Raw genomic sequence first — 26,612 nt, forward strand, 5'->3', positions numbered from 1 at the left:
GTGGCGCTCTCCTGGGTAGTCGGGGCTTGTGCGGCCGCATAAGCTGGCAATAGCGGCACGCAGAGAAGGCAGAATGCGATCAGGCAAACATGCCTTGATCGGTTTTTTGTTCGAATGGGTTCCATGAGGCTCGGGTATTGGTTGAGGAATCGACTTGGTTCTGCAGCGCTATCGCGCGCGCTGTCTCGATTTCTGACTTGTCAGCCGAAGACACAATCTTCGGCACCACCTGACAGCACAGCATCTTGCCGCCCACATCCCAACCGTTGCCCACGTTGGACTGTCGGCCAAGCTGCCGTGTGGTGGCCGCAAGTGGGCCATAGGTGGTGATCAGACTCGTGTAGCAATACATCAGCATGCGGCGGGACCAGTAGTCTTGCAGTGCGTGGTTTTCTGGAGGGCCGCCAGGAATCTTCGTCACCACGTCGTCGCCCTTGGCGTTGACCGTGGCTGGGTGCCACAAGCCCAGGAAGTGCCCGATCTCGTGCGCAAAGGTCTGCACCAACCGATCTCGCGTGGATGGCGTTTGGCCATGCATCTTGTCGGCCGCCACCAGTGCGGTGTTCTTGCTGCCCCAGCCGATACCGCCACCCACCATGGAGTCCACCACGTACATGTTGAGGTGGTTGGGCAGGCGGTTCAGGTTCGTGATCGCGTCAAACTCGTGGATGAGCACGTCGTTGCCGGCGGCATCCTTGACCGTGGCAGCCGTCATGGCGCCAGCCTGATGCAGATCAATGGTCTCGTCCAACCATCGGGTGACGCTAAAGCGGATGCCCGCAGCACGCCAGATGTGGTTGATGCCGTGCATGGCGGCCGTGGCGGGTATGGTGACGGCCGGGGTGCCATGAAAGATCTGTTGGATGGTGCTCTGACTCAGGGCAGGCGCGATGCGCGGTACATCCTGCTCCGACCGGCCCTTCTGGCCAATGCTCACGAAGTGCACGGCGACAGCGACTTCGATCGGTGCGTAGACCTGCACGTAGAGCTTGTGCAACAGCAAACCATCAGAACTGCCATAGCGCACTTCAACCACAGCTTGTTTTGGAGCAGCCTCCTCGCTCCCCTTGACACCGGTGAACTTGTACAGCCCACCCGGCCGCTCAACCACCGACACCACCCCAGGGTCGCTACTGGTCACGCTCAGCGGCACACCATAGGCCATGTGCAATCGCTCCAACCGCAAGGTAACGGTGTGCCCCACCTCCAGGCTCAGGATCGGACCGTCGTGGGTGGTATAGCCTCGCTCGTCCAGCTCAGGGCTGTCGGGGTCATATTTGATCGCCGGGTTGTAGCGCGCGAAGCGCACCGGTATGAAACGGTGGCCGTCATAGATCTCACGCACCAGCGGGGTGACGGTTGGTATGCCGTTGCCCTTGGGCGCGGGGCCGGCGGGTACCTTGCACGGGACCATGGTGTCCGGGGGCGCGCTGCCTCCGCCCTGCGCGAGCTTGGCGACAAATTCTGGCTGGAAGCGCTTGAACTCCGAGTGGGCGGGGTCGGTATGAAATCCCAGGGCTTCATTGGGATCGATCTTGCCGTTGACCAGCAGGCGCCGCTCGATTTCTCCATTGGGCTCCAGTGCGTTGTCCACCTGGAAGCGCAGGATGGCGTCTTCAATCTCGGGGTTGCCGAGCTTGTCGTCGGGCTGTTGGCTATCGGTGGTGGGGCGCTCCCACGGGCGGAGCGTTTCGGGCGCTGGCGCGACGGGCCGGTACGGCTTGTCGTAGTAGCCCATCACCATCAGGCGCCGCTTGGCGCCTTGAATACTCATGGTGGTCTCGCCATCGGTGTGCTCGTCTTCGCTGTAATCGCGCACACGCAGATGCAGCGTAGTACCGAGGATGGTCAACTCCCCCGTGAGCCCGGGCTGCAGGCCGGTCAGCAGGATCTGGCCACTCTCGGGGGTGCGGTCTTCCACGTCCGGCTGGTTGGGAATGCGCAGCGTGTACGGCAGGCCGCCCAGGCCCCGCTCTGCTTCCGTACGAGTGTTGCCGGGCATGTGCTGGAAATAGATGCGCAGCGGGCGCAGCGGCAGTTCGACCTTGCACACCGCGCCGCCAGGCTTGAGTGTGAGATCGGGCAGTGAGGCGCCTTTCTTGGGCGCAGGCTTGGGATTCGGTTTGGGGGTGGGCTTCTTGGTGGCCATCGGTCTTACAGAATTTCAATCTTGAGGGTTTCGCTAAATTCAGCCAGCCGCAGGCCCGTTTCGCCTCGGGCGTTGGTGACGCCTTCGAACACGCTGCCGTCAGCCCGCGTAATGCGGTATGGCTGGTATGGGGCGATCTGGTCTGTGCCAGCCCAGTGCAACTTGTAGTGGCCCGAGTACCCTTGACCAAAACTGGGCATGGCGATGCTGCTTGTCTTGGGGCCGGTGAGCGTTCGGCTGCCGGCGTATACGGACCAACCGCCGCTGGTGCCACTTTCAATGCCGTCAGGCGTCATGCGGTAGTACGTGCCGCCCACGTTGAAGACGATCTCTTTTGCGGCTGTAATTTCTACGCGGCCTTCTGTGCTGGCGATGCGCAGCGCCTGCTGCGCAACCACCTCCATTGCGTTGCCCTGTGCCTCCACCGCAACCTTGCCTTTGCGGGCAACTAGTCTTACGTCTGCGTTGTGACCACACAGCGAGACGCCCTGCACAGCGCTGCCCACAATGCTGGCCCCGGCCGACATCGATAAGTGTTGCCCCGTGGTCAATGCTGTGTGATCGCCGCTATGCAGGTGCGTGGTCTTGGGTGTGGTGCTGGCAATGCCTGCTGGGCTGGCCAGCACCATCATCGGGGTCGATAGTTCACCCATTGCCTCGCTGCTGCCCAGAATGCTGGCGTTCTGCTCGGCAATCGCTTGGGCCACGTCCTTCTGCTCGCTCGTTTGCGCCAGCGCGGCAACGCTGGCTTCCAAAACGTTTCTGGCTTCGGCCAATGCCTGCTCCAGCCGGCGTATCGTCTCTTGCATCGACAAGACATGGCCTTCAGCCTTGCGGCGCGCTTCGGTGGTAATCAACAGGCCTTGGGCACGAATCGAACCTCTGCCGTCTGTGCGCAACTCAAATCCTTCACCGCGCTTGTCTTTACGACCCACAGCATTGGGAACGCGAACGTTGTGCCCGAGTGCCAGCAAACTGTGCTCATGATCTGATGCAAGCTGAACCTGTTGCTGACCTTGCGTGTCGTCAAACAGCAGGTGGTTGCGCCCTTCGGCGTAGTGCTCCTTGCTGGCATACCCCGAGAGTGCATGCTGGCTTGGCAAAGACCATGGCGGTAGGTTGAGCCGGTTGTTGACCGGGCCAACGATATAGGGGCGATCCGGGTCACCCCCCACAAAGCCGATCGTGACCTCCTGGCCAATGCGCGGCACGAACTGCGCGCCAAAGCTGTCGCCTGACGCGAACTCTGTGGTGCGCAGATAGCAGGAGCTGTTTTCGTTGTTCTGCCCCTCGCGGTCCCAGGGAAATTGCACCTTGACCCGGCCGATGTCGTCACACCAGATCTCCTGGTTGTCAGGGCCAACCACACGCGCCATCAACGTACCGTGGATGTAAGGCTTCGCCACGCGCTCGGGCCGCAGCAACGCATTGCTGGGCTGGGCCTCGAAGTCCACCTCGCAGTGCCAGCGTTGCTCGGTGCCTGTGCGTTCACCAATATCTTCGATCAACAGGCGGGTTGCATGGACGACATACTCTCGGTTGGCATCGCGCTTCACAAAGCGCGCCAGGTTGAAGCTGCATCCGGGAATGAGCGCGCGCACGTTGCCTTTACCGCGCACACGCACACCGTGCTGGCGCACAGCCTCCATACGGATGCGGGCCAGCATGTCACCTTCGTCCCAAGGGTCATTGCCGGTTTTCGGCTGAGCGTAGTCGCCGGGCCAATCGTAGATTTCCTGCTCTGCGTGACTGGTCTTGCGTGGGGCAGATGTGGAAATGGCCAAATCCGCCCGAGGCTTACCGTGGTCATAGTCCGTGTGCGTCCACCGGCCAGCAACCAAACGGTCAACCACTTCGAACTCGTAGAGATGTTCTTCGTCTATCCGATCCGAAGAGGGGTACCACTTAATGGTGTGATAAGCCGGTGAGGCGGTATTGCGGAACGCCCCATTGCCATCCGTCAGCACCAGACGATGATGGCAATCGGAGTGCTCGAAGAAGAACGATATGCCCCATTCGGCAAGCAGGCGGCGGACAAATTGATAATCTGATTCGCCGTACTGGACTTGGTATTCCCGCACGGGATACTGTGGCCCGACTGCGCCAATCAGACGATTTTCTATTGGGAAGATGTATTCGGACAGTACGCTTTCAACAATTTCAACGACGTTTTTTTGTTGAAAGATCCGATAGTTTTTGTTCAATGACGCGAGCCACAACCAAGGCCGCAATGTGAGCCGGTACAGAATGGCATTTTCCACGCAGAGCGGGCCGCGCACTTCCGTGACGATGCCGGTGATCTGGCGGGTGCCACGGCCAATGCTGCCGTCAAGGCCCGTGCCATTTCCATCCAGCTCGATTTCGACCGTCAACTCTTTGCCCTGCATGGCCTCCATATTCAGCTCAACTGCAGGGCCATGGAGCAGATTGCGTGCGTCCGGTGTCTTGAGCTCCAACGTGTAGCAGAACAGGTCATTGACGTTTTCAATGCCCGACAGCCTTGCAAACACCAGTGCAGGTTGCCCAAGAATTTCTGGCATTCCTGGTCCGGTAACACGCACCGTACGGAAATGGAGCGGAAGACGATTGCCCATGGCGACACCCCTAAAGCCAGGAAATTAGGGGCAGCGCCAAACCTATGCCGCCCAAGGCGGCATAGATTCGAAGAAATAGGCACTGAGATATATGAGACGAATCTGAATTCTGTGTTGGTATTTACCCGGAGCCAGCCGTTTGCAGAACAATTTCTACAGACGCAGTAGCGTCGATTCAAGTTGTGCACGCTTTGCTTGAATAAAAAAAATGCCCGCACGGCACAAACCATGCGGGCATTTCCTTCGAGCAGCGAGATATCAGGCGACAGCCGAGGTCGGCAAGATTGCTGGCGGCGTCCACTGCGGCAACGCGGTACCGTCAACCAACGCGTCGACATGACGATGCGCCAGCGCGGGCCCCACGCTCATGCCGATGCCGCTGTGCATCAGCGCGACGGTGGTGCGGTCATCGACGCGGGTCACCGAGAACGCGCCGCTGCCGGGCACATGGCACTTGGCGCCGTATACACCCTGCCAGCGCTCCACCACGCGCAGCTTGCTGCCAAAGGTGTCGCGAGCCAGGTCCAGCATGATGTTGTCGACCGACTCGGCGTTGAACGGGCGAGCGTCCTGGCTGTAGTCGTGCGAATCGCCGATGATCCAATCGCCGTAGGGCGTTGGGCTCACCAGCAGGTGAATGCCGTGGCGTTGCAGTTCAGGGCGCTCATGCTCGATCCGCATGGCGAGCGCCTGGGCGGTCGGCAGATCGGCGAACGCGCCGTAGTGCGTGCACGACAGACCCGTCAGCACAGCGTGTTCCAGCTGGAAGCCGTCTTCGGGCGTCACGCGCAGCATCTGCAGGCGGCACACCTGCGGTTGCAGCGCGCGCAGTTGGTCGGCACACAGCGTCTGGTAGTCATGGCCGCTGCAGACGATCACGCGCTGCGCGTTGCACACGCCTGCCGTGGTCTCCAGTCGGCCACCTTCCACATGGCGCACGAGCGTGCCGAAGTGGAAGCGTACGCCCTGCGTGGCAAGCCATGCCGCCAGTGCGGGAATCGCTTCGCGTGAATACAGCTGCAAGTCATCAAAACCCTGCAGGGCTGACCGATGACGCGTGAAGCGGCCGCCGTACAGATTGGCCAGATCGGCGCCACGCAGCAGCTTGACGTTGTAATCAAACGCCGAGGCACGGGTGGACATGAACTCATCCAGCACCGCGTCTTCTGCACTGTTGCGGGCAAACAGCAACACGCCCTTGGCGCGTGCAAAGATGCCAGCCTTGTCAGCCCAGCCGAGATACAGTTCGCGGCTTTCACGCGCGAGATCGAGCATGATGCCCGGCGGCTGGCCGGTCACCAGCATCTGCCCGAAATTGCGGATGGAGGCACCGACAGCAATTTCGCTGCGCTCGAACACCGTCACGCGCAGGCCGCGTTTGACGGCGGCAGCGGCGTGCGCCAAGCCCAAAATGCCAGCCCCGACGATGGCGACGTCGGTGCTGGCATCCAGGCCCCCTTGAGCAACAGAATTCAGGGGAGCTTCACTCACTTACTTCTTCTCCGACTTGCCGTCGTAACGCTTGGTCCACTCGGCGAGGATGCGGTCACGGTTGGCGCTGGCCCACGTGAAATCGTTCTTGATCAGGTGCTTCTCGTAGTCGGCCGGCAGCAGCGGGTCCGGCTTGGAGAAGCCCGGCGTGGCAACCACGGCAAAGTTCTTCTCGTACAGTGCCATGGCAACCGGGCTTGCCGAGAAGTCAGCCAGCTTCTTGGCGGCGTCCAGGTTCTTGGTGCCCTTCATGATGCCGGTGGCTTCCACGTCCCAGCCCAGGCCTTCGGACGGCAGCACGATGTCGATCGGCGCGCCTTCCTTCTTCGACTTCACGGCACGGTATTCAAACGCGATACCGATCGGGAATTCACCCGAAGCCGCCATCTTGCAAGGCTTGGAGCCCGAGTGCGTGTACTGGCCGATGTTCTTGTGCAGGGCGTCCATGTAATCCCAGCCCTTCTGCTCGCCCAGCATCTGCAGCCATGCGCTCACGTCCAGGTAGCCCGTGCCTGACGAGGCCGGGTTCGGCATGACGATCTTGCCGGCGTACACAGGCTTGGTCAGGTCAGCCCACGACGTCGGCTTCGGCAGGTGCTGCTTTTCAGCTTCGACCGTGTTGAAGCAGATGGCAGCGCCCCAGGCGTCCATGCCCACCCACGCCGGCGGGTTGGCCTTGTCGCGGTACGTCGCGCCGATCTTCGACAGATCGGTCGGTGCGTATGGCGTCAGCATACCTTCCTTGTCCAGGATGGCCAGGCTCGATGCGGCCAGGCCCCACACTACGTCAGCACGCGGGTTGTTCTTTTCGGCCAGCAGCTTGGCGGTGACGACACCGGTGGAGTCGCGCACCCACTTGATTTCGATGTCCGGATTGGCCTTCTCGAAGGCTTCCTGGTACGCCTTCACTTGGTCAGCTTCCAGCGCCGTGTACACGGTCAGCGTGGTCTTGGCGAAAGCCGACGTGGCAAAGGCCATCGTAGCGGCAACAGCCAGCAGGGAAAGACGTGCGGTCATGGTTTCCTCGGTATGGTGTGATGCAGGGGAAAGGACAACAAACAGGACAACAAACGCAGATGCGTCAAACGCATTGCGGCCGTTCACCGCGCGCCAGACGGCGGTTGATGTCGGCCACGACTTCGGGCAGATCGGCAATCGTGTCGATCTCGTAATGCGGGCGGCAGGCGGCAAAGCCGGCCGAAATGGCGACGCGATGGCGCGCACGTTCGTCAGCGGACAACGCGGCGTACTGCTCGTATGGCAGCCCCAGTGCATTGCCCGACATCAGCAGCGCCACGGTCCACATGCCGGCGCGGCGGCCTTCTTCGATACCGGGCACGGTGTCGTCCACCTTCACGCAGGCGGCCACATCACCAATGGCAAGATCCACCACGCAACGCAGTGCCTGTGCAGGCCACGGGCGCGCGCGCGGTACCTCATCGCAGGCGATCACGCAGTCGGGCGTATAGCCGGCCTTGGTGGCCAACTCCACCACGCGGTCCATCACCACACGCGGATAGCCCGAGCACGTACCAATCTTCAAGCCAGCTTCGCGCAGCGCGGCGATGGTTTCCAGCGCGCCGGGGATCATGGCCGAATGCGCGCCTACCTTCTCGATCTGCAGCGGCATGAAGCGGTTGTAGATGGCGGTGACGTCGTCATCGGTGGGCATGCGGCCGTGGGCGAGCGAGAAGCGCGCGGCAATCGCGCCGTCGTTGCACAGCGTGCGGATGTGGTCCCACTTGCCCAGGCCCATGGGGCCGCGGGCCTCGTCCAGCGTAATGGCTACGCCAAACTCCCCAAACGCTTCCACGAAGATTTGCGTGGGGGCAAACGAACCGAAATCGACTACGGTGCCGGCCCAGTCGAGCACGGCGGCTTCCAGGCGCAGTGGCGTGGCACCGGGGTTGATACGGTCAGCACCCGCCTGGCGGGCCGTGATTGGGGATGCGTCACCCATGTTCATGTTTCCTTGACTTACAACGAATTCAATGTGAGGTGGTGCGCCAGGCCTGCGTGCGGCGCGTGATGCCGCGGGTGGCAAGTTCCAGCAGCAGCGAGACGACGATCGACGTGACCAGAATCAGTGTGGACATGGCCGCAGCGGGGCCGATGTCGCCGGCGTCGTCCATGTTCAGTACGGCCACGGAGGCCAGCACGGTGTCGGGGCTGTACAGGAAGATCACGGCTGACACGGTGGTCATGGCCGAGACAAACAGGTAGCGCGCGCAGGACAGCACCGCGGGCAGGCACATCGGCAGCGTCACGCGCCAGTACGTGCGTAGCGCCGAGACCTTGAGCGAGGCCGATACCGCCTCAAACACCGGGTCCAGCTGCCCCAGCGATGCCACCGACGTCAGGTGGGCTGCCGTGGCGCAGTGCATGATCGTGCAGAGCACCATCAGCGTCATGCTGCCGTACAGGCCGTTGAGCGGATTGGCCGGGTGGTTGAAGAAGAACACATAGCCCAGGCCGAGCACGAGGCCGGGCACGGCCATCGGCAGCAGCACCGCAAAGCGGATGGCCGGATGCAGCCACGCGGTGGCGCGGGTGGTGCGCGTTTTTTCGACCAGCCATGCGCCAGTAAAGATGAGTACGGTGCCAAACACGGTGGTGAGCGCGGCCAGCTTCAGACTGTTGCGATAGGCCAGCCAGCCGCCGCCATCCATGTTGTCGAAGTCGTAGTTGCGCAGCGACAGCTCAAGGTTGTACGGCCACAACTTGACGAGCGATGCCCCAACGGCGGTAGCGAGCATCACCAGAATCCAGCCCACCACCAATGCGGTCAGCAGCAGATAGAGGCCATCGCGCATGCGATCCGGCTGCGGGTGATACGGCTGTGCACGGCTGGCCAGCGCGGCATGCTGTCGACGCTGCACGAGACGTTCTACGGCAAAGGTGAGCAGCGCAGGCAGCAGCAGCATCAGGCCGATGATGGCACCGCGTGCAAACTGCTGCTGGCCCACCACGGCCTTGTAGGCTTCCACCGCCAGCACCTGGTAGCTGCCGCCTACCACGGTCGGCACGCCAAAGTCCGTGGCAACCAGCGTAAACACCAGCGCAAAGGCACCAAACAGGCCATACCGCGCACCCGGCAGCGTGACGGTGCAGAACGTACGCCACGGGCCCGCGCCCATTGCCCGGGCGGCGTCATACAGGCGGCCATCCGCCAGCGTGAGCGTAGCCAGTAACAGCATCAGCGCATACGGGAAGGTGTAGAACGCCTCGCCCACCACGATGCCCCAGAAGCCGTAGATGTTGCTGCCGCCCAGCCAAGCTTTGAACAGCCCCTGGTTGCCGAACAGGTAGACCAGCGCAATACCCGGCAGCAGGGACGGTGCAAACAGCGGCAACATCGCCAGCGTGCGCATCGTGCCGCGCAACGGCATGCGCGTGCGCTGCACGGCGTAGGCAAAGGCAAAGGCCAGCGGCACGACGATGGCGGCCACGCTGCCCGACACGGCCAGGGTGCGCCCCACCATGGCCAGAAAGTTGGGGCCTTGTACGACATGGGCGACCAGCGCCAAGCCGTGCTCATCAGAGCTGCGTGCACTGGCCACCAGGCCCGTGGCCTGCAGCAGCATCATCGCCGTGGGCAACAGCAGGCCGAGCGTCAGCAGGAGGAACCACCCCAGCTTCATGCCCGTCAGCACCGGCACATCGGTACGCCAGAACGACGTGCGTGCGGCTTGCTTTTGCGGGGTGACATTGACCACGTTGGCCTCGGGCGGGAGCATCGACATCACCACCTCAGGCATAGACGCGCAGGCCATCGCGCTCGAGCGCGATCCACAGCTTGCTTTCGCCAAGCGCGCCACGACCGGCGCGCAGCGCATTCGATGCCACTTCGGCCACCAGCGGCGCGTTGGCCAGGCCGTCAATAGCCAGCGTCACGCGCGTGCGGCTGCCCAGGTAGATCTGGTCGACCACGCGGGCCAGATGGCGGTTGGGGGCATCGTCGTCCGGGTGCAGCGTCACGGCCTCCGGACGGCAGAACAGGCGGCCGGTGCTCGCCGCGGTATCGGCAAACGCCGGATCAAGCAGCAACGGCTGGCCGGCCAGCGTGGGCGTGCCATCTTCGGTGCGCTCCAGTGGCAGCCAGTTGGCCTGACCGACGAACCCGGCAACGAAACCGGTCGCGGGGTGCGTATAGATTTCCGACGGCGAGCCCGTCTGTTCGATACGGCCGTTGGACATGACCGCAATGCGGTCCGCCATCGCCATGGCTTCGTCCTGATCGTGCGTGACCATCAGCGTGGTCACGTTCAGCTTGCGCTGCAGGCGGCGCAGCTCGATGCGCAGGTGTTCGCGCACCTGGGCGTCCAGCGCCGACATCGGCTCGTCCAGCAGCAGCAGCGACGGCGCAGGCGCCAACGCGCGGGCCAGTGCCACACGCTGTTGCTGGCCACCCGAGAGCTGCGACGGGTACTTCGCCTCGCTGCCGGCCAGGCCCACCAGCGCAAGCATCTCCGACACCCGCGCCTGCATGCGGGCGCGGTTGCCGTTGTGCGTATCCAGACCGTAGGCAATATTCTGGGCAACCGTCAGGTTGGGAAACAGCGCATACGACTGGAAGACGATGCCGTAGTCGCGCTCCCGCGGCGGCAGGTTCGAAATATCACGGCCACCGGCAACGATCTGGCCGCCGTCCTGTGCTTCCAGCCCGGCAATGATGCGCAGCAGCGTGGTCTTGCCGCAGCCCGACGGGCCCAGCAGGCAGACGAATTCGCCCTGCGCCACGTCCAGCGAAACGCCGTCAAGCGCGGTGAAGGCGCCAAAGCGGCGGGTAACTTGCCGCACGGAGAGGAACGGCGTGGCGTTACCCTGGGTCGGGTCGGAAGCAGGCTGGGGCATTGACAGGGGCGACTAGGCAGTAGCGAAAACGGTCGCCACTGTAGCCAGCCGACATGTACCCCTTGTGGCAGTTACCCCAAAAACGCCAATGCGCGCATTTCCGGATTTTTGTTCAGGTGGGTGACGAAACTAAGGCGTTGGCGGGCGCACTTCCGCAAGAAAGGCCGCAATCAGCCGTGTCTCACGCCGGTCTTGCAGGCAGTAGAGGTACTCGCTCAGCTCCGGTGCGCCGCCCTCGAAGGCCAGCACGCGCAGGTCCGGATGGCTAGGCACCTCCTGGCGGGCGATGACGCTCACACCGAGGTTGCGCATGATGGCCTCGCGGATGGACTCCCGACTGCCGATTTCCACCGTGGATGCGGCGGTCACGCCGGCCTGGGCCATCATCGTTTCCGTCATCGCCCGGGTGGTGGAGCCCACCTCGCGCACCAGCAGCCGGCACTGTGACAGCGCTGCCACTGGCACGCTTGTCTGGGCGGCCAGCGGGTGACTGCGGTGCACCACCAGCACCAGCGGGTCGCGGGCCAGCTCAATGCGCAGGAAGCGAGCGTCGTCCACCCGCTGCGACGACGACGCCACATCCACCCGATACTCTTGAAGTGCTTCGAGCATCTGTACCGAGTTGCCGGCTTCGATGCTCACGTCGATGCCGGGATGGCTCTGACAGAAGCGGTCAACGATGTCGAGGATGTAGTACGGCGCCGTGGCGCCGATACGCAGGTGGCCGGAACCCATGTCGCCGGAGTTGCGCAGGAAGAAGTCGATCTCGGTTTCCTGCCGCACGAGCTGGTCGACCAGCGGCATCAGGCGCACGCCGGCGTCCGACAGCGCCAGCCGGCGCCCACCCCGGTAGAACAACTCGACGCCGTAGGCCTCCTCCAGCGCGCGGATCTGTGATGTCACGGTCGGCTGGGACAGCCCGAGCTGCTTGGCGGCCAGCGTGATGCTGCCCAGGCGGGCAACCATGAAGAACGATTTGAGCTGCGCGACGAGCATGAATGGGTGATGTATCCGGCGCCTGGAATGGCGCAATCGGCGGGAAGGCGGCCCATTCTAGCGGACGGCCCCGGCGCAAAAGTGCGGGGCGGCGCTCTCCCCCGTTTTCTGCTTCTACATCCTGGGGCTACGACTTTCTCAACCTTTCCGACAGGATGTGCGTGATGACACCCCCACATCGGGGGGAATTGGGCCTTGCTGACCCGTTATTTCCACGGATCGAATCCGTCACCTCGCCTTGAGAATCCGCCAGCGCGCCGCAGTCACGAGCCGACAGCGCGCCGGAATTCGGATTTTGGAGAGATGAGGATGGAAGGCAGCAAGGGCGGTAGCAGTACGAAGCAATGGACCATCGCAATGATGGTGGCAGCCGCAGGCGCACTGGCAGCCTGTGGCGGCGGAGGCGGAGGCGGCGGCGGTAGCTCCGGGGCCACACCGGCGGCCACGCCAGCCACCCCGGCCAGCATCAATCTGGCGGCTGCCTGCAGCGGCTCCAACTGCGGCGCATTGGGCAATACCTACGCCGGCTCCGGCGTGGGCGTGTGGCAGGCCACCAATACGGGCGGTTCGGCCGGCACCGTGAATGTGTCGATTGCCGGGCTTACGGGCCAAAACGTCACCCTTATCTACACCAACCAGGGGGCGGCCGCACAGCCGATGCCGTCGGTGTCGCTCACCAATGCGGGCCTGCTTGGTCTTGGCGGTGGCACAACCACCGGTACTGCGCCCACCAACGGCGCCTCCGGCAACCTGACCACGGCGTCCGTCAAGAACGACGCAATGAACGCGGCCTTCGACCGCCAGATTTCCGAATTTAACGCGCACGCACTGGACAGCTACGCCACCGGTGCGGGCCCGCTCAAGACGCAAGGCGCTTCCAACGACACGGTCTTGCGTCCGCAGTCGGTTGCCGCCGTTGGCGCGCAACGCACCTGGAATCACCAGCAGCCGGACGGCACCGCCACGGTGCGCACCGCCACGCTGAAGCAGCAAGCGACCGCCACCGATGGCCGCATCATCAACCTGTGGGTGGAGAACACGGAGTACGGTAGCAGCAAGATCTCCGACAGCATCATCAACACGCTGATCACCAAGTTCGCATCGGGCACACAGTCGGTCTACACGCTGGCCACCTCGATCGTCGGCCAACCGTGGGGCAGCTACTCCAGCTCGGCCAGCCTGATCGACCCGAGCCAGGCGCTGGACATCGTGGTGCTGAACATCCAGCCCGACGGCCAGCCTTATGGCCGCGTGGGCTACTTCTGGGCGCGCAACAACTTCACGACCAGCTCGCAACCGCTGTCGAACCAATCGCTGTCGCTCTATGTGGATTCGGAAACGATCTACCTGGGTGGCGCCGACGGGCTGAACACGGTCATCTCCACCCTGGGCCACGAGTTCACGCACATGGCCAACTTCTACCAGCGCGGCGTGCTGAACGGCTCGCAGTACATGTATGGCACGTGGCTGGAAGAAATGACGGCGATGACGATGGAAGATGTGCTGTCCAGCCAGATCGACCCGAGCTTCAACAACGTGCGCGACAGCCGTTTTCCGGCCTGGTTGCAAAGCGCGTATGACTGCTCGCTGACGGCGTTCGACCCGTCGCTCACGTCGTCGTGCCCGGGGTATCCGATCTCGGGCAGCCTGGGCGGCTTCCTGCTGCGCCAGTACGGCGTGGCGTACTACAAGAACCTGCTGCAGAACTTCTCGTCAACGGATTCGGCCACGGTGCTGAGCAGCGCCATCCAGGCCGGCGGCGGCGCGGGCCTGGGCGATGCACTGGGTCGTTGGGGGACCGCAGTGGCATTGCTGCCGGTGCCGGGCAGCCCGGCAGGTTTTGCGTATCCGGCCCGTTCGGACACCGGTTTCTCGATCCCTGCCATCAATGGCCAGAACTACAGCAGCCAGCGCTCGATGCCAAGCTCCGTGCCAGCCACGCTGCAAGGCTTTGGACAGTTCCCGGTGGCGCGCGGCTTCAAGACCGGCACGTATAGCGAGACGATTACGGTGCCGGCCAACTCCACCGTATCGATCATCGCGAACTAAGCGCGTTCGGCGGCGCCAACGGGTGCCGCTGCCGCTGCCGCTGCCGCTGCGATGCAGGCGCTCAGCCGGCGCATCGCAGCGGAGATCGGCGCGATGATCGGTACGTCGAATCGCTGCGCCAGACGCACGGCGGCCTGCCCCAGCGGCCCGCCACCGATGATCACGGCCTGCGCGCCATCCGCAAGACAGGCGCGCACAGCGTACCCCACGCGGGCACGCCATCAGCAAACGCTACTTGTTGATCGCAGCAGAGAGAATCCGGCCGCTTCGCGCATCGAGCCGCACATCGAAGATCCGGCCAGCCTTGACCACCGTCACGTCGTAAATCAGGCCCGATGCCGACCGTTCAAGCCCGGCCCGGATCGCCTTGCCGTGCAGGTAGTTTTCCGCCGTATCCACGGCTGACGCGAGCGGCCCGTTGGCCAGCGTTGGGCGGATGGCCGGCCCACCCGGACGGCGGGCGATGAGGATGGCCACAACGGCCATCAGAACCGCCAGCGTGAGGAAGGTGAGTGTGCGACGTCGGCGCATGCCATGTCTTGGAAAACCGGAGAGATCGCAAGACTAGACGGCTGGACTTAGCGAGCGCTGAGAGCGGTTATAGGGTGTGACGCGAGCGCATCAAATGGTTTCAGCGGCGCAAACGGTGGTCGGCTCGAACATCTGCAATCGCTGCATGCGTGCCAGTCACAGGCCAATCGGGGGGCTGAGATAATGAGTGTCTTCTGAATCTGCTGCCGATTCCCATGCCCTCCGCTGCACCCCTATCGTCGCGTATCGGCCCCCTCTTCGCGCTCATGCCTTTCCTGCGCCCGTATGCGCGGCGCTGGGCGGTTGCGTTCCTGGCGCTGGTGACTGCGGCCGTTGCAACGCTGGCGCTGCCGGTGGCCTTCAAGTTCCTGATCGACCGTGGATTCGCCAGCGGCGAGCGATCGCACATCGACCGCCACTTCATCGCCCTGTTCGTCCTCTCGCTGGTGCTGGCCGGTGCCACGGCGCTGCGCTTCTATTGCGTCTCGTGGCTGGGTGAACGCGTGACGGCCGATCTGCGGCGTGCTGTGTACCGGCACATCGTCGGCTTGAGCCCGGAGTTTTTCGAGACGATGCAAACGGGCGAGGTGCTGTCGCGGCTCACGACCGACACGACGTTGATCCAGACCGTGGTGGGGACCAGCCTGTCGCTCGGGTTGCGCAACACGCTGCTGACGGTCGGCGGGGTGGTGATGCTGGTCGTGACGAGCCCGGTGCTCTCGGGCTACATCATCGCCACGCTGATCGTGGTGGTCGCGCCCATCGTCATCTTCGGGCGTCGTGTGCGGCGGCTCTCGCGTGACAGCCAGGACAAGGTGGCAAGCGCGAGCGCGCTGGCCGGCGAGGTGCTCAATGCCATGCCGACCGTGCAGTCGTACACGCAGGAAGCGCATGAAGCGAAACGTTTCAGTGCCGCCGTGGAAACGGCGTTTGACACCGCACTCACGCGCATCCGGGCCCGTGCCCAGTTGACCGCGGTAGTCATCGTCTTTGTATTCGCCGCGATTGTGTTTGTGCTCTGGCTCGGCGCAAAAGCTGTGCTGGCCGGAGAGATGACGGCGGGCCAATTGTCCCAGTTCATCCTCTACGCGGTGTTCACCGCGGGCGCCGTCGGTACGATTGCGGAAGTGTGGGGAGACCTGCAAAGAGCCGCCGGTGCCACAGAGCGCCTGCTGCAACTGCTGGCAACCCGCTCCCCCATTGCGGAGCCGGACACCCCCGTGGCGCTGCCCGCGCATGCCGAGGGCATCCGCTTCGACAATGTCACCTTCCACTATCCGTCGCGTCCGGGTGCCGCTGCGCTCTCCCACTTCACGCTCGAAGTTGCGCCCGGGGAGCACGTTGCGCTGGTGGGGCCTTCCGGTGCGGGCAAGACGACGCTGTTTCAGCTTCTGCTGCGCTTCTATGAGCCGCAGTCCGGAAGCATTCTGATCAGCGGCGTCCCAACGCGGCAAGTTTCACTCGCGGCGCTGCGACAGGCCATTGGTGTGGTGCTGCAGGAATCGGTGATTTTTTCTGGGAGCGTGCTCGACAACATCCGCTATGGCACGCCCGAGGCCACGCTCGCGCAGGTACACCGCGCCGCCGAGATGGCTGCCGCTGCCGACTTCATCAACGAACTACCGCAGGGCTACGACACGCAGCTGGGCGAGCGTGGCGTCAGGCTGTCGGGTGGACAGCGCCAGCGGATCGCCATCGCGCGGGCCATTCTCAAAGACCCGCCCATCCTGCTGCTGGATGAAGCCACCAGCGCACTCGATGCCGCAAGCGAGCGGCTGGTGCAGACTGCCCTGAACAATGCCGCGCGAAACCGCACCACGCTGGTCATCGCACACCGCCTAGCCACCGTGCAGCAGGCTGACCGGATCGTTGTGCTTGAGCAAGGCCGCATCGTTGCACAAGGCCGCCATGCTGAGCTTTTGCAGCGTTCGCCGCTTTATGCGCGTCTTGCGGCGCTGCAGTTTGGTGGGCCGTCAATGGAGACCGAAGGGCACGGTGCGCCGTCCGAACTGGCAACCGGAAGTACTGACAGGTCACATTGAAACCCGTGCCCGACGCGGCTCGGGTTGATGCTGCATAATTTCGAATGTTTTTCTGAACGGGTGTTGAACACCCCCGCTTTGCCATGCCGTACGTCGTCACCGAATCCTGCATCCAGTGCAAGTACACGGACTGCGTTGCCGTCTGCCCGATGGATTGCTTCCACGCCGGCCCGAACTTCCTGGTGATTGATCCGGATGAATGCATCGATTGCTCGATCTGTGTGGCGGAGTGCCCCGTGGGGGCGATCTACCCCGCCGCCGAGGTGCCGGCTGATCAGCAGGACTTCATTGCACTGAATGCGCAGCTCTCGCGCCGTGCAGATTGGCCGCGCCTGACCCAAGTGCAGGCCCCGCTGGCAGACCACGCCCATTGGGCGCAAGTCAAAGACAAGCGCGACGCATTGCGCATCGCGCCCGAGTCACCACCGTCAACCTGACGACACGGCGGCCATGGCGCTGGGTTTCAATCAGCGCCTGCAGCACGTGGCGTCAAGTCAATCGGGCTTAGATGGACATCACCGCGTTCACAAACCAGCCGCGATACCGGTATCCAGGCTTGGCCATGTCGTCACTGAACCTAGTGAAGTTGTAGCCCACGCCCAGGCGGACATGCTTAGCGACGTCGTAGTCGACGCTGGCCAGCCAGCCCTGCCGGGTCCCGCCATCGGTTGCGCGCAGCACGCGGTACTCGCCCATCGCGCTCAGGCCGCCGTAGACGTAGCGCCGCACCTGCCCTGCCATCAGCGTCGCGCGGTTGCTGTACCAATCACCGCTGCCGCGATCCAGGCGGGCTTCACCGGTTCGGGTGGCGAGCTTGGCGGCAAATTCCCAGTTGGCATCCAGCCGGTAGATACCTTCCAGCGACCAGATGGAGGAGCGCTGATCAGGCAGCAGGCCAGCGCCCGAACTGCCGTCCACCTGTCCGGCCGAGGCCAGGTTGTACAGGTACGTGTACTTACCGATGACCGTCCAACGCACGCTGTTCCACGGCCGCCAGGCGAAGCCAAGGCTGGCCTCGGTGTAGCGCGCATCGTTGACCGGCTGATTGGCATCGCTGGTATTGGCCCAGTTGAAGCGTCCGCCCAGGCGCAATGACTCGTTGATCTCATAGCCGACGCGGTTGGCTGAAACCCACTGCCGGCGCTGCTCGGCACCCTCGTCGCTGCGGTATTCCAGCTTGCTGGCCCAGGTGGTGCCAGGCTGGGTCAGGCCCACGTTCACGCTGGCGGCTTGCCGATGCACCTTGCCCGCGCCGCTCACGGCATCAAGTTCTGCCTGCTGCAGGCTGAAACCCGTCGTCCAGCCGCGTGCGGGGTAGAAGTCCATACCAAAGGTATGCCCCACGCCCGTGGTGGGCCCGCTCTTCAGGCTTTGCGTTTCGTTGTAGAGATTGGTGGTATTCGAGATGCGCCAGCGCTGGCCCAGCGTAATGCTGCTGGGCGCCTGCGAAAGCAGCGGCGACTGGTCGTATACACCGGTCGAGTCGATCAGGCGGGTGTAGTTACCGTACAGCGAGTGATCGGGGCTCATCCGGTATTCACCGGTGAGCTTGGCCGCGTTGCCCCGATTGCCTGCCGTGTATTCGGCACCGGCCGAAGACTGATTGGCAAACTGGTACTTGGCGCCCACGGTGGCGGCATTGTTGCGCGGGTAAGCGCCGCCGTCATCATCGAGCGTGATCTGCCCGGTGCCGTACACGTCGAGCGTGCCGATCAGGCGCCGGGTGTAACCCAGCGCTGCCAGCGTTCCGGTACCGCTGTTCCCCTGATATGTCTCGGTGACGCGGCGGATTTCGGCAATCAGGTCGGAATGCTCTGCCAGGCGCCAGTCGATCTGCGCCTGTGCCTGCTCCAGGGCATCCGTGCCACGCTCGGATTTGCTGTAGCGGCCGGCGATCCGGATGTCTTCGCGCACCTGACCGGCATATTCAAAGCCGTATTCTCGGACGGGGTAGCCCAGGTCGGCTCGCGCCACGGAATACCCCGAGCTCACGTCTCGCCACCAGGCACCGACGGTCCAGTCGCGTGACGTCCACCCCAGCTCGCGCAGGTTGGCACGACCTTCGATGGCGGTGGCGTTGCCGCTGCGATGGGTCTGCGTTTGCGGGTTGATCTGCATGAAGCTCAGACCACCATTGTCGGAGTAGAAAATGGGCGCCATCGCAGCCTGCGTCTGCGAGTGCTCCATCTTGAGGTAAGTCCCGCGTCCGGCCTGCAGCGTCGCATCCACCCCTTTCAAGGTGTACGCCTGGTCCGAGCGCCCTTCGCTCACGTAGGTGCCGCCAACGGCAACGTGCTCGCCAAACCAGTGCTTGGCGCGCACGCCACCCGTCACGTTGTTGCTGTCGAATCCGCTTGGCACGTATTCGTAGTCCGCCAGCAGGTGGTTTTCGTAGCCACCGGTCGGGCGATCACGGAACAGCGTGCTGGTGTTCTGGTCGGCAATCTGGGCAAGCGGCTTCGTCATCATGATCCGCCCTTGCATCTCGTTGATGTCGTAGTCGATGCCGCGCACCAGCGAGATGCGGTTGACCACGCTACCCGTGGAGGGATCGCGCACCTCCAGCACGAGCTGATCGGAACCCGGCAGCAGATCGGTATGCCGCAGGTAGTACAAGCTACCGCCCGTGCCAAGGAATTCCGAGTGCCCCGCCACCGTTTGCGCCTGCGAGGCGAAGACCTTCACCTGCGTGCTCGGATCGCCCAGCGGCGTGCTGGAGCGGCTGCGCCAGTCGACCGCGGCGCCATACAAACTGCGCACGTACTGCGCGTACTGCGTGCCTGTGAAGCCGGTCTGGTAGTTGCCCCACAGCGCCTGGCTCTTGTCCCAATCGACCCGCAAGTACAGCTTGCCTTGCGTGTCGATGTCGCGGTACGTGGTGGAGTCATCGCCGTACACCGGGTAGTACATGTTCGGGTCCAGGCGACGGAACACGTCGCGCGGGTCCGCCTTGAACAGTCCGTCAAAGAGGTTGCCGACGTTGCGTTCGGTCGTATCAGCCTGGGCGGTGAACAGGTAGCGCCCGTCCACCTTGCCCTTGGTGTAGAAGGCCAGCCGCCCCTCGTCGAGGAAGCCGTTGCGGTAGCGGTCGTCCACGGTCAGGCCCGACGCACCGTCGCCGCTGATCGAACTCTTGGACATCGTCAAATCCGCAATGGCGACGATGAACAGGTAGTTCTCGCGCACGTTGATGTCCAGCGGGTAGCTGGTGCCCTCTCCGTTGGGGCCTTTCACATCGACGGCAAACCGGTGCATGCCAGTCGGCAACAGATACTCAGCCACGAACTTGCCGCGCTGATCCACGGGTACGGTCTGACCGTCGATGGTCAGACCATAGCCCTCGGGCACGTTCTGCCCGAACACCCGCACCCTCGATCCGCGGATGATGATGTTCTGCTGGCGCAGCGCGTTGTTGCCGAACGTACTGTCGAGCAGCGCGCGCGACTCCAGATCGCTGGCGCTCAATGCGCGCAGTGGGCCGCTGGCGTTCTGGTGCATCTGGTCAAGAATGCGCTGCCGATCTGCCGGCGACACCAGCAGCAGACTGCGCGGATAGGTCTCGTCGACGCTGCCATCGGCCGCCGTGGCACGCAGGATGTAGGTGAGTCGATCCCCGGGGCGCACGCGCGTGCCCTCGGGCAGGCTGCCGTCCCACGTTGCCTGAACCACGCCACCGGGCGCAATGTCCACCGTCGCCAGCGGCGTCACCAGGTCGGTGTCTTCGGCCCGGTAGATGCTGATCTGCATCCGCTTGATGAAGGCGGCGTAGTTGCTATAGACCTGCAGCTTGACCGGCTCGACGATGCGGCCACCCTCAACCGCCGCTTCGGACCCGGCCTGCACGCTCAGTACGGGCGTCGTCTGCGTGGGGTCTTCGGTTGCCCAGACCATCCCGCCGTTGGGCAGGTCGATGCTGAAATGGGTGGCCACGGCTTCTTGTCCGATGGCCGCGGGTTGTTTGTCGGCAGACGGCGTCTGTGCCGAGGCGGGCATCCCATAGCCCACGAAAAGGATGCCAGCGATGGCTGCATCCAGCGTTTTGAGTCGCATGGTCTTGGTGGCCTTCGAGCGGGGTCGGGACGAGGTTTGGGAGGCGAGACGCGTGTTCATTGCTGTCCCTCCTTGCCACCGTTGCCCTGCACCGCTGCACCCGCTTGAGCAGGTACCGCCGTCGGCAGCCTGACGCCGAAGTCGAAACGCGCCGGCACACCCTGCGTGATCCGCTTGACCAGCGGATTGGCCGTGGTGAACTCGCTGCGTGGCGGCAGCGTTGCCGGGTCCACCTTCATGATGAAGTTGCGACCGCGTGCGATGTTCGCAACGTCGATGCCCTCCAGGTGATACCGCCCGTAGGCATCCGTCTCGATGATGTTGCCCTCGACCGTCGCAATGCGGACACCCGGAATACCGCGCTCTTCCAGGCCGCTGTTGACGATGATGTAGTCGACGCGCAGCGTGCCGCCGTCTTCCTTCGTGACTTGGCGTTCAACGCTCAAGGCTTGTGACGAGAGCTGCTTCGCCACATCACCGCTGGGCGTGCTTTCCGTGCGGCCGTCTGCGTAGAGGCGAATCTTGCTGCCTTCTGCCGTCGTCAACGTGAAGTCGTCGGTTAAGGCGGCTTCGCGCAGGCGCTGCGAAATGACGATGCGATGCTTGTTCACGGGCTGCGCCATGCTCAGGCGCCCTGACAGGCTGCCCAGTGAGATGCCGTGCAGCAGCGGTGCGCTGGCGTCGGGCTCGGGGCGCGGGCCGTCGCCACGGTCCACCGTGGTGGAACCCGGTACGTAGGCGTCCGGATTGAAGCCGCCCTGTACGCGCAGGCTGGTCGCATTGGCGCTGGCTTGCCAGCCGTCACCGTTGCGGTCATCGAACACGGTGCCGAAAACACGGGTTTCCTCAAACAGCGGGTCGGCATCGCGGCGCACGGTTGCCTGTGCCTGGTTACTGACGCGCATGCCGTTGAGCAGCAGCAGTGCAGTGTTGACGTACTCCCCGCGAGCAGAAGCCCCCGGGCCCACGCGCAGCATGTAGACCACCGTCATCGAAGCGCCTGCGGAGAGGTCAATGCCTTCGATCCGGATCGGGCTGGTACCGGCCAGACGACCATTGCTCCCTGTCACCGTGAGCGAGTTGGCGATCAGGCTAAAGCCGACCGGCGGCGTATCCACCAGAACGGCGCCCTGGATGTTGGTCTTGCTGGGGTTCTGCACCGTCAGCGTGTAGCGCACGACATCGCCCACGTTCACCTTCTGCGGTGCCGCCTGTTTGTTCACATGCAGCAGCGCGTCATCGCTCACGGCAAAGCGGATCGCGGCGTCGCTGCAGTTTGTCGGCGCCATCCGGTCGCAGATGCGATAGCGCAAGGTGTAGCTGCCGCCGGGCGTGCCCGGGGGCACGATCACGGTACCGTCCGGACGGAGCGACAGCCCCGGCAGGCCGCCGTTGTCCAGCAGCGTCACGTTGATGTTGCTCGGGTTGGTGATCGGCTTGCCGCCCTGGGTGTCGTTGCCCAGGACGATCCCGATCGGGCCGCCGGTCGCGCCGTTCACAGGAGTCTGGCGGTAGTCGTCATCGGTCGCCTGCAGCGGCTGCGATGTCACCGTCACCGAGACGCTGGCCGTGGCGCAGTTGGCCGGGTTCAGCTTCTCGCAGATCTGGTAGCCGATCGTGTACGTGCCAGCCGGCGTACCCGGTGCCACGGATACCAGGCCGGTATTCGGGTCGAGGCTCACCTTCGGGTTGCTCGATGGCGTCGTCACGCTCACGTTGATGTTGCCCGGCGTTGCCTTCGAGCCATTGAGCGTGTCGTTGTCCAGCACATTGCCGACCTGCGGGCTACCGCTCGAGCCATCGACTCCGGTGTAGTTGTCATTGCCCGCCGCGATCTTGCCCGGCGCCACCGTCACCGTTGCAGTCGCGTTTGCGCAGTTGGTCGCGTTCAGCTTCTCGCAGATCTGGTAGCCGATCGTGTACGTGCCGGCCGGCGTGCCCGGTGCCACCGACACCAGACCGGTGTTCGGGTCCAACGTCACCTTCGGGTTGCTCGACGGAGAGGTCACGCTCAGGTTGACCGTGCCCGGCGTCGCCTTGGCACCATTGAGCGTGTCGTTGTCCAACACGTTGCCCACGCTGCTGTTGCCCGCGTTGCCGTCGATGCCGGTGTAGGTGTCGTTGTTGGCAACGATCTTGCCCGGCACCACCGTCACGGTTTCCGTGGCGGTCGCACAGTTGGTCGGGTTCAGCTTCTCGCAGATCCGGTAGCCGATGGTGTACGTGCCTGCCGGCGTGCCCGGCGCAACCGACACCACACCGGTGTTCGGGTCCAGTGTCACCTTCGGATTGCTCGACGGCGTCGTCACGCTGACGTTGACGGTGCCCGGCGTGACCTTGGTGCCGTTGAGCGTGTCGTTGTCCAGCGCATTGCCAACGTTGCTGTTGCCCGCGTTGCCGTCGATGCCGGTGTAGGTGTCGTTGCCGGCAACGATCTTGCCCGGCGCCACCGTCACCGTGGCGGTGGTATTGGCGCAGTTGGTCGGGTTCAGCTTCTCGCAGATCTGGTAGCCGATGGTGTACGTGCCTGCCGGCGTGCCCGGTGCCACTGCCACCAGACCGGTGTTCGGGTCCAGCGTCACCTTCGGGTTGCTCGACGGAGAGGTCACGCTGATGTTGACCGTGCCCGGCGTCGCCTTGGCACCGTTGAGCGTGTCGTTGTCCAGCACGTTGCCGACGCTGCCGTTGCCGGCGTTACCGTCGATACCGGTATAGCTATCGCTGCCAGCCGTAATCGGGCCCGTCACCACCGTCACCGAAGCGGTAGCGTTTGCGCAGTTGGTCGGGTTCAGCTTCTCGCAGATCTGATAGCCGATGGTGTACGTGCCCGCCGGCGTGCCCGGTGCCACCGACACCACGCCCGTGCTCGGATCCAGCGTCACCTTCGGGTTGCTCGATGGCGTCGTCACGCTCACGTTGACGGTGCCCGGCGTGGCCTTGGTGCCGTTGAGCGTGTCGTTGTCCAGCACGTTGCCAACCTGTGGGTTGCCGGTGGCGCCGTTCGTCCCGGTGTAGGTGTCATTGCTTGCAATGATCTTGCCGGGTGCCACCGTGACCGTGGCCGTGGCGCTCGCACAGTTGGTCGGGTTCAGCTTCTCGCAAATCTGATAGCCGATGGTGTACGTACCCGCCGGCGTGCCCGGTGCCACTGCCACCAGACCGGTGTTCGGGTCCAGCGTCACCTTCGGGTTGCTCGATGGCGAGGTCACGCTGATATTGACCGTGCCCGTTGTCGCCTTGGCGCCGTTGAGCGTGTCGTTGTCCAGCACGTTACCGACGCTGCTATTGCCTGCGGTGCCGTCAATGCCGGTATAGGTGTCGTTGCTGGCCGCAATGGGCGCCGCGCCCACCACAATGGTGGCCGTCGCCGAAGCGCAATTGGTCGGGTGCACGGCGTCGCACACCGTGTACGGAATCTTGTAGGTACCCGCCGGCGTGCCGGGCTTGACCGTGATCGTGCCGTCAGGATTGAGCGTGAAGCCCCCCGAAGACGGCGTGGGCGTTGTGGCACCCCAGGTCAACGTCACGTTGCCCTTGCCGGTTCCACTCGTCGGACCATTCGTGCTGCCCAGGGTGTCATTGACGAGCACGCTGCCAAGCGAGCCCCCTGCTGCGCCGCTGGGCACGTTGTAGTTATCGTTGTTGGCGACGATCTTCGGGTCGCCAATCGGCGTATCAACAACGCCAGTCGACGTGACGGGGCTACCGCCGCCCGAGGGCGTGGCCGTGACGGTCGCAACGTTGTGGATCGGCACGCCGGCATCTACGTCAGCCTGCGTCACCGTGTAGGCAAAGCTGCCGCAGTTCGCGGAGCCACCCGGGTTGATCGTTGTGGGCGTACACGCCAGTGCGGTACCGCCGGCTTTCGGGTCCGACACCGTCAAGCCGGTCAGCACAACGCTGCCGCTGTTGACGGCCGTGATGCTGTAGCCGATGGTTTCGCCCGCATCCGCCTTGCCGTTGCCATTGGCGTCATTGAGCGTAGCCGTCTTGGTGACCGACATGGCAGGCGTGCCCTGCACGGTGGTCGATACCGTCGCGCTATTGTTGCCCGTTGAGGGTTCCGCCACCGTGGTATCGGTGGTGGCCAGTTGCACGGTCGCAGTGTTGCTGATATTTCCAGCCGCGCCCGGCGCATTCACATTGATGGTGATCTGTACGCTGCTGCCGGCCGGCAGGCTCTGCACGGCGCCGGTAATCACATACCCCGCGGCATCGCTGCCCGTAACGCTGGTACCCAGCGCGCCGCAGATTGCACCGCCGGTCGGGTTGCCGCAGCTCACATTCCCGGCAGTGACACCCGTGATGCCCACGGGCATGGTGTCCTTGAAGGTGGCGCCGGTGGCAGGGTATGCGCCGGTGTTGGTGATGGTCAGCGTGTAGGTCATTGGCTGACCTGCCTGCACCGTGGCGGGCCCCACCTTGGTGACGCCCAGGTCCACCACGCGCGGGATGTTCGTGAGCGTGCAGTCCACCCGGTCAGCCAGTTGCAGCAGGTTCAGCGTCGGCGGATTGGCCGGATCGAACGTGCCGCTGGGCAGCACCGTGCTCGAACCCGCATTGCCGTTGGTACAGGCGATCGTCCTGTCGTACTGCGCCAGCGTGTAGCGGCTGCCCGGCGCCATCTGCTCGATCAGGGTGAGCACGTTGCCCGGCATGACGGCCTGGCCGCTGATGTACGGATAGTTGCCGGTACCGGTGCCCGACGTGGAGGTGTTGATGACCTCGTTCCCCTTGGCATTGAGAACGCGGTAGGTAAATTGATCCGAAGGGTCCAGGCGACCGCTCGGCAGTGCCTTGCGCAGCCGCACCCCGCCCCAACGCACGCCAAACGCCATGCCTTGCAGGCTGGAGCCGTTGGTGTGGACTTGCCCCATCACGGTAAACGGGGAACCCGTGCGCGTGGTGGAGAACACTGCGGCGTTGGCGGTGCCGGCTTTGCCCACCAGCCGCTGACAGTCGGGCATGGCAGCGCAAGCCGATGGCGGTGAGGCGGAGCCTCCCGGCGGGCCATAGGAGGGGTTGTTGTTCGCCGATGCGCCCAGCCACTCCACCAGATGAAGCGCACTCCCGCCGGACACCACACCGAAATCCAGGTTTTCGCCGGTGTTCGTGCTCTCGCCATCGGCCAGCACCATTTCAAAGCTGTTGGTCGCTTCCTGGCCCGCCGGGTTGTAGATGTGGATGTCCTGCAGCGTGACCGTGGTGTGGTTCGCGACGCTGCCGTTGTTGGTATAGAGCGCGGCCTTGTTCGGCGTGTAGATGGTGTAGTAGCCGCTGGTGCCGCTGAACTGGGACCCAGTCCAGGATGGCGCCTGCACGCCGCTCAAGCCAGAGCTGGTCCCGATGTTGCTCACGACCGCCGTCAGGGTCAGGGTCGAGCCATCCGGCAGATCAAACGTGAGCGGCGTTGAGCCGTTCGTGGTCAGCGATACGCCGTCGAGCTGCAGCCAGCAGATCTCATCGACATGAACCCCCTTCGAGTTCGGATCGGCCATGCGGCAAAGGTTGTTGGCAAATGCCGGCGATGCCAGCAACCATGCCAACGATGCCAGTAAGAGCAACCCGCAACGCTTCCACCAGGCACGCCGAAAAGCACTGTGCCGGCGATAACCCCCACCTTGATATTCCATCTTTGGAACGCCCCGTTATCAACAAACGACCGCCCGTCATGCGTAACCGTTTGGTTTAAATATTTCGACGCATACCCGACGCCGCCACCAAATGAAACGGCGGCAACAAGCAAGGTAAAAACGGGGAGAAGAAAAGGGGAGCAGCGAGATGAGGTCTATAAAATGAACGAGCGAATGCTGCCCGCACGATAAAATCGCGCTTGCAAATACCGCCGTCAGATTT

Annotated in this window: 15 protein-coding genes; 3 read left to right on the forward strand and 12 right to left on the reverse strand. The window is 63.8% G+C overall.

Features of this window, described 5'->3' with window-relative positions; all coding sequences use genetic code 11:
- Positions 1–79: 79 nt before the first annotated feature.
- From V6657_RS24400 to V6657_RS24435, 8 genes are all read right to left on the reverse strand, one after another.
- The gene (locus V6657_RS24400) at positions 80–2,149 is read right to left on the reverse strand and encodes a hypothetical protein (RefSeq protein WP_048935422.1); all 2,070 of its coding nucleotides are present in this window, start codon (positions 2,147–2,149) and stop codon (positions 80–82) included.
- A 5-nt stretch (positions 2,150–2,154) separates the two neighbouring features.
- Entirely contained in the window at positions 2,155–4,689 is a 2,535-nt protein-coding gene (gene tssI, locus V6657_RS24405; protein ID WP_338755313.1) for a type VI secretion system tip protein TssI/VgrG, read from the reverse strand.
- A gap of 312 nt (positions 4,690–5,001) precedes the next feature.
- Positions 5,002–6,234, reverse strand: coding sequence for a TIGR03364 family FAD-dependent oxidoreductase (locus V6657_RS24410; RefSeq protein ID WP_048932005.1), 1,233 nt, complete (start codon positions 6,232–6,234; stop codon positions 5,002–5,004).
- Positions 6,235–7,251 carry a putative 2-aminoethylphosphonate ABC transporter substrate-binding protein gene (locus V6657_RS24415; protein WP_048932006.1) on the reverse strand — a complete coding sequence of 339 codons (1,017 nt, stop codon included), beginning with the start codon at positions 7,249–7,251 and terminating at the stop codon, positions 6,235–6,237.
- Positions 7,252–7,315: 64 nt separating this feature from the next.
- The gene (gene phnX, locus V6657_RS24420; protein WP_048932143.1) at positions 7,316–8,194 is read right to left on the reverse strand and encodes a phosphonoacetaldehyde hydrolase; all 879 of its coding nucleotides are present in this window, start codon (positions 8,192–8,194) and stop codon (positions 7,316–7,318) included.
- Positions 8,195–8,222: 28 nt separating this feature from the next.
- Positions 8,223–9,977 (reverse strand): putative 2-aminoethylphosphonate ABC transporter permease subunit, encoded by a 1,755-nt coding sequence (locus V6657_RS24425; protein WP_048932144.1) that lies wholly within the window; start codon positions 9,975–9,977, stop codon positions 8,223–8,225.
- Positions 9,978–9,984: 7 nt separating this feature from the next.
- Positions 9,985–11,088: a putative 2-aminoethylphosphonate ABC transporter ATP-binding protein gene (locus tag V6657_RS24430; RefSeq protein WP_048932007.1), complete on the reverse strand. Its 1,104-nt coding sequence runs from the start codon at positions 11,086–11,088 to the stop codon at positions 9,985–9,987.
- A gap of 129 nt (positions 11,089–11,217) precedes the next feature.
- Positions 11,218–12,084 carry a LysR family transcriptional regulator gene (locus tag V6657_RS24435; RefSeq protein WP_048932008.1) on the reverse strand — a complete coding sequence of 289 codons (867 nt, stop codon included), beginning with the start codon at positions 12,082–12,084 and terminating at the stop codon, positions 11,218–11,220.
- Positions 12,085–12,393: 309 nt separating this feature from the next.
- Here V6657_RS24435 and V6657_RS24440 point away from each other — a divergent pair, with 309 nt between their 5' ends.
- Positions 12,394–14,133 carry a membrane protein gene (locus tag V6657_RS24440; protein WP_048932009.1) on the forward strand — a complete coding sequence of 580 codons (1,740 nt, stop codon included), beginning with the start codon at positions 12,394–12,396 and terminating at the stop codon, positions 14,131–14,133.
- Here V6657_RS24440 and V6657_RS24445 read toward each other — a convergent pair.
- Both V6657_RS24445 and V6657_RS24450 read right to left on the reverse strand, forming a co-directional pair.
- Complete coding sequence (locus V6657_RS24445) at positions 14,130–14,342, reverse strand: hypothetical protein (protein WP_048932010.1); 213 nt, start codon at positions 14,340–14,342, stop codon at positions 14,130–14,132. The two genes, V6657_RS24440 and V6657_RS24445, sit on opposite strands and share 4 nt — an antisense overlap.
- A 22-nt stretch (positions 14,343–14,364) precedes the next feature.
- Positions 14,365–14,664, reverse strand: coding sequence for a PepSY domain-containing protein (locus tag V6657_RS24450; RefSeq protein WP_048932011.1), 300 nt, complete (start codon positions 14,662–14,664; stop codon positions 14,365–14,367).
- Positions 14,665–14,879: 215 nt separating this feature from the next.
- On the opposite strand from V6657_RS24450, the gene V6657_RS24455 reads away from it, so the two are divergent.
- Both V6657_RS24455 and fdxA read left to right on the forward strand, forming a co-directional pair.
- Positions 14,880–16,706: an ABC transporter transmembrane domain-containing protein gene (locus V6657_RS24455; RefSeq protein WP_048932012.1), complete on the forward strand. Its 1,827-nt coding sequence runs from the start codon at positions 14,880–14,882 to the stop codon at positions 16,704–16,706.
- 83 nt (positions 16,707–16,789) lie between these two features.
- Positions 16,790–17,143, forward strand: a complete 354-nt coding sequence (gene fdxA / locus V6657_RS24460; RefSeq protein ID WP_048932013.1) for a ferredoxin FdxA — start codon at positions 16,790–16,792, stop codon at positions 17,141–17,143.
- Between the two features lie 67 nt (positions 17,144–17,210).
- Here the strand turns inward: fdxA and V6657_RS24465 are convergent, their stop codons facing one another.
- Both V6657_RS24465 and V6657_RS24470 read right to left on the reverse strand, forming a co-directional pair.
- Positions 17,211–20,816: a hypothetical protein gene (locus tag V6657_RS24465; RefSeq protein WP_053166293.1), complete on the reverse strand. Its 3,606-nt coding sequence runs from the start codon at positions 20,814–20,816 to the stop codon at positions 17,211–17,213.
- On the reverse strand, positions 20,813–26,254 hold the full coding sequence (locus V6657_RS24470) for a DUF11 domain-containing protein (RefSeq protein ID WP_137884554.1): 5,442 nt from the start codon (positions 26,252–26,254) through the stop codon (positions 20,813–20,815). The genes V6657_RS24465 and V6657_RS24470 overlap by 4 nt, the downstream gene beginning before the upstream one ends.
- Positions 26,255–26,612 lie beyond the last annotated feature (358 nt).

This window comes from Ralstonia sp. RRA, from assembly GCF_037023145.1.
Lineage (GTDB): Bacteria > Pseudomonadota > Gammaproteobacteria > Burkholderiales > Burkholderiaceae > Ralstonia.

Coding starts and splice junctions, on each gene's coding strand:
- V6657_RS24400 (WP_048935422.1), bottom strand. CDS start 2,149: ATGGCCACCAAGAAGCCCACCCCCAAACCGAATCCCAAGCCTGCGCCC.
- tssI (WP_338755313.1), bottom strand. CDS start 4,689: ATGCCAGAAATTCTTGGGCAACCTGCACTGGTGTTTGCAAGGCTGTCG.
- V6657_RS24415 (WP_048932006.1), bottom strand. CDS start 7,251: ATGACCGCACGTCTTTCCCTGCTGGCTGTTGCCGCTACGATGGCCTTT.
- phnX (WP_048932143.1), bottom strand. CDS start 8,194: ATGGGTGACGCATCCCCAATCACGGCCCGCCAGGCGGGTGCTGACCGT.
- V6657_RS24425 (WP_048932144.1), bottom strand. CDS start 9,977: ATGTCGATGCTCCCGCCCGAGGCCAACGTGGTCAATGTCACCCCGCAA.
- V6657_RS24430 (WP_048932007.1), bottom strand. CDS start 11,088: ATGCCCCAGCCTGCTTCCGACCCGACCCAGGGTAACGCCACGCCGTTC.
- V6657_RS24435 (WP_048932008.1), bottom strand. CDS start 12,084: ATGCTCGTCGCGCAGCTCAAATCGTTCTTCATGGTTGCCCGCCTGGGC.
- V6657_RS24440 (WP_048932009.1), top strand. CDS start 12,394: ATGGAAGGCAGCAAGGGCGGTAGCAGTACGAAGCAATGGACCATCGCA.
- V6657_RS24450 (WP_048932011.1), bottom strand. CDS start 14,664: ATGCGCCGACGTCGCACACTCACCTTCCTCACGCTGGCGGTTCTGATG.
- V6657_RS24455 (WP_048932012.1), top strand. CDS start 14,880: ATGCCCTCCGCTGCACCCCTATCGTCGCGTATCGGCCCCCTCTTCGCG.
- fdxA (WP_048932013.1), top strand. CDS start 16,790: ATGCCGTACGTCGTCACCGAATCCTGCATCCAGTGCAAGTACACGGAC.
- V6657_RS24465 (WP_053166293.1), bottom strand. CDS start 20,816: ATGAACACGCGTCTCGCCTCCCAAACCTCGTCCCGACCCCGCTCGAAG.
- V6657_RS24470 (WP_137884554.1), bottom strand. CDS start 26,254: ATGGCCGATCCGAACTCGAAGGGGGTTCATGTCGATGAGATCTGCTGG.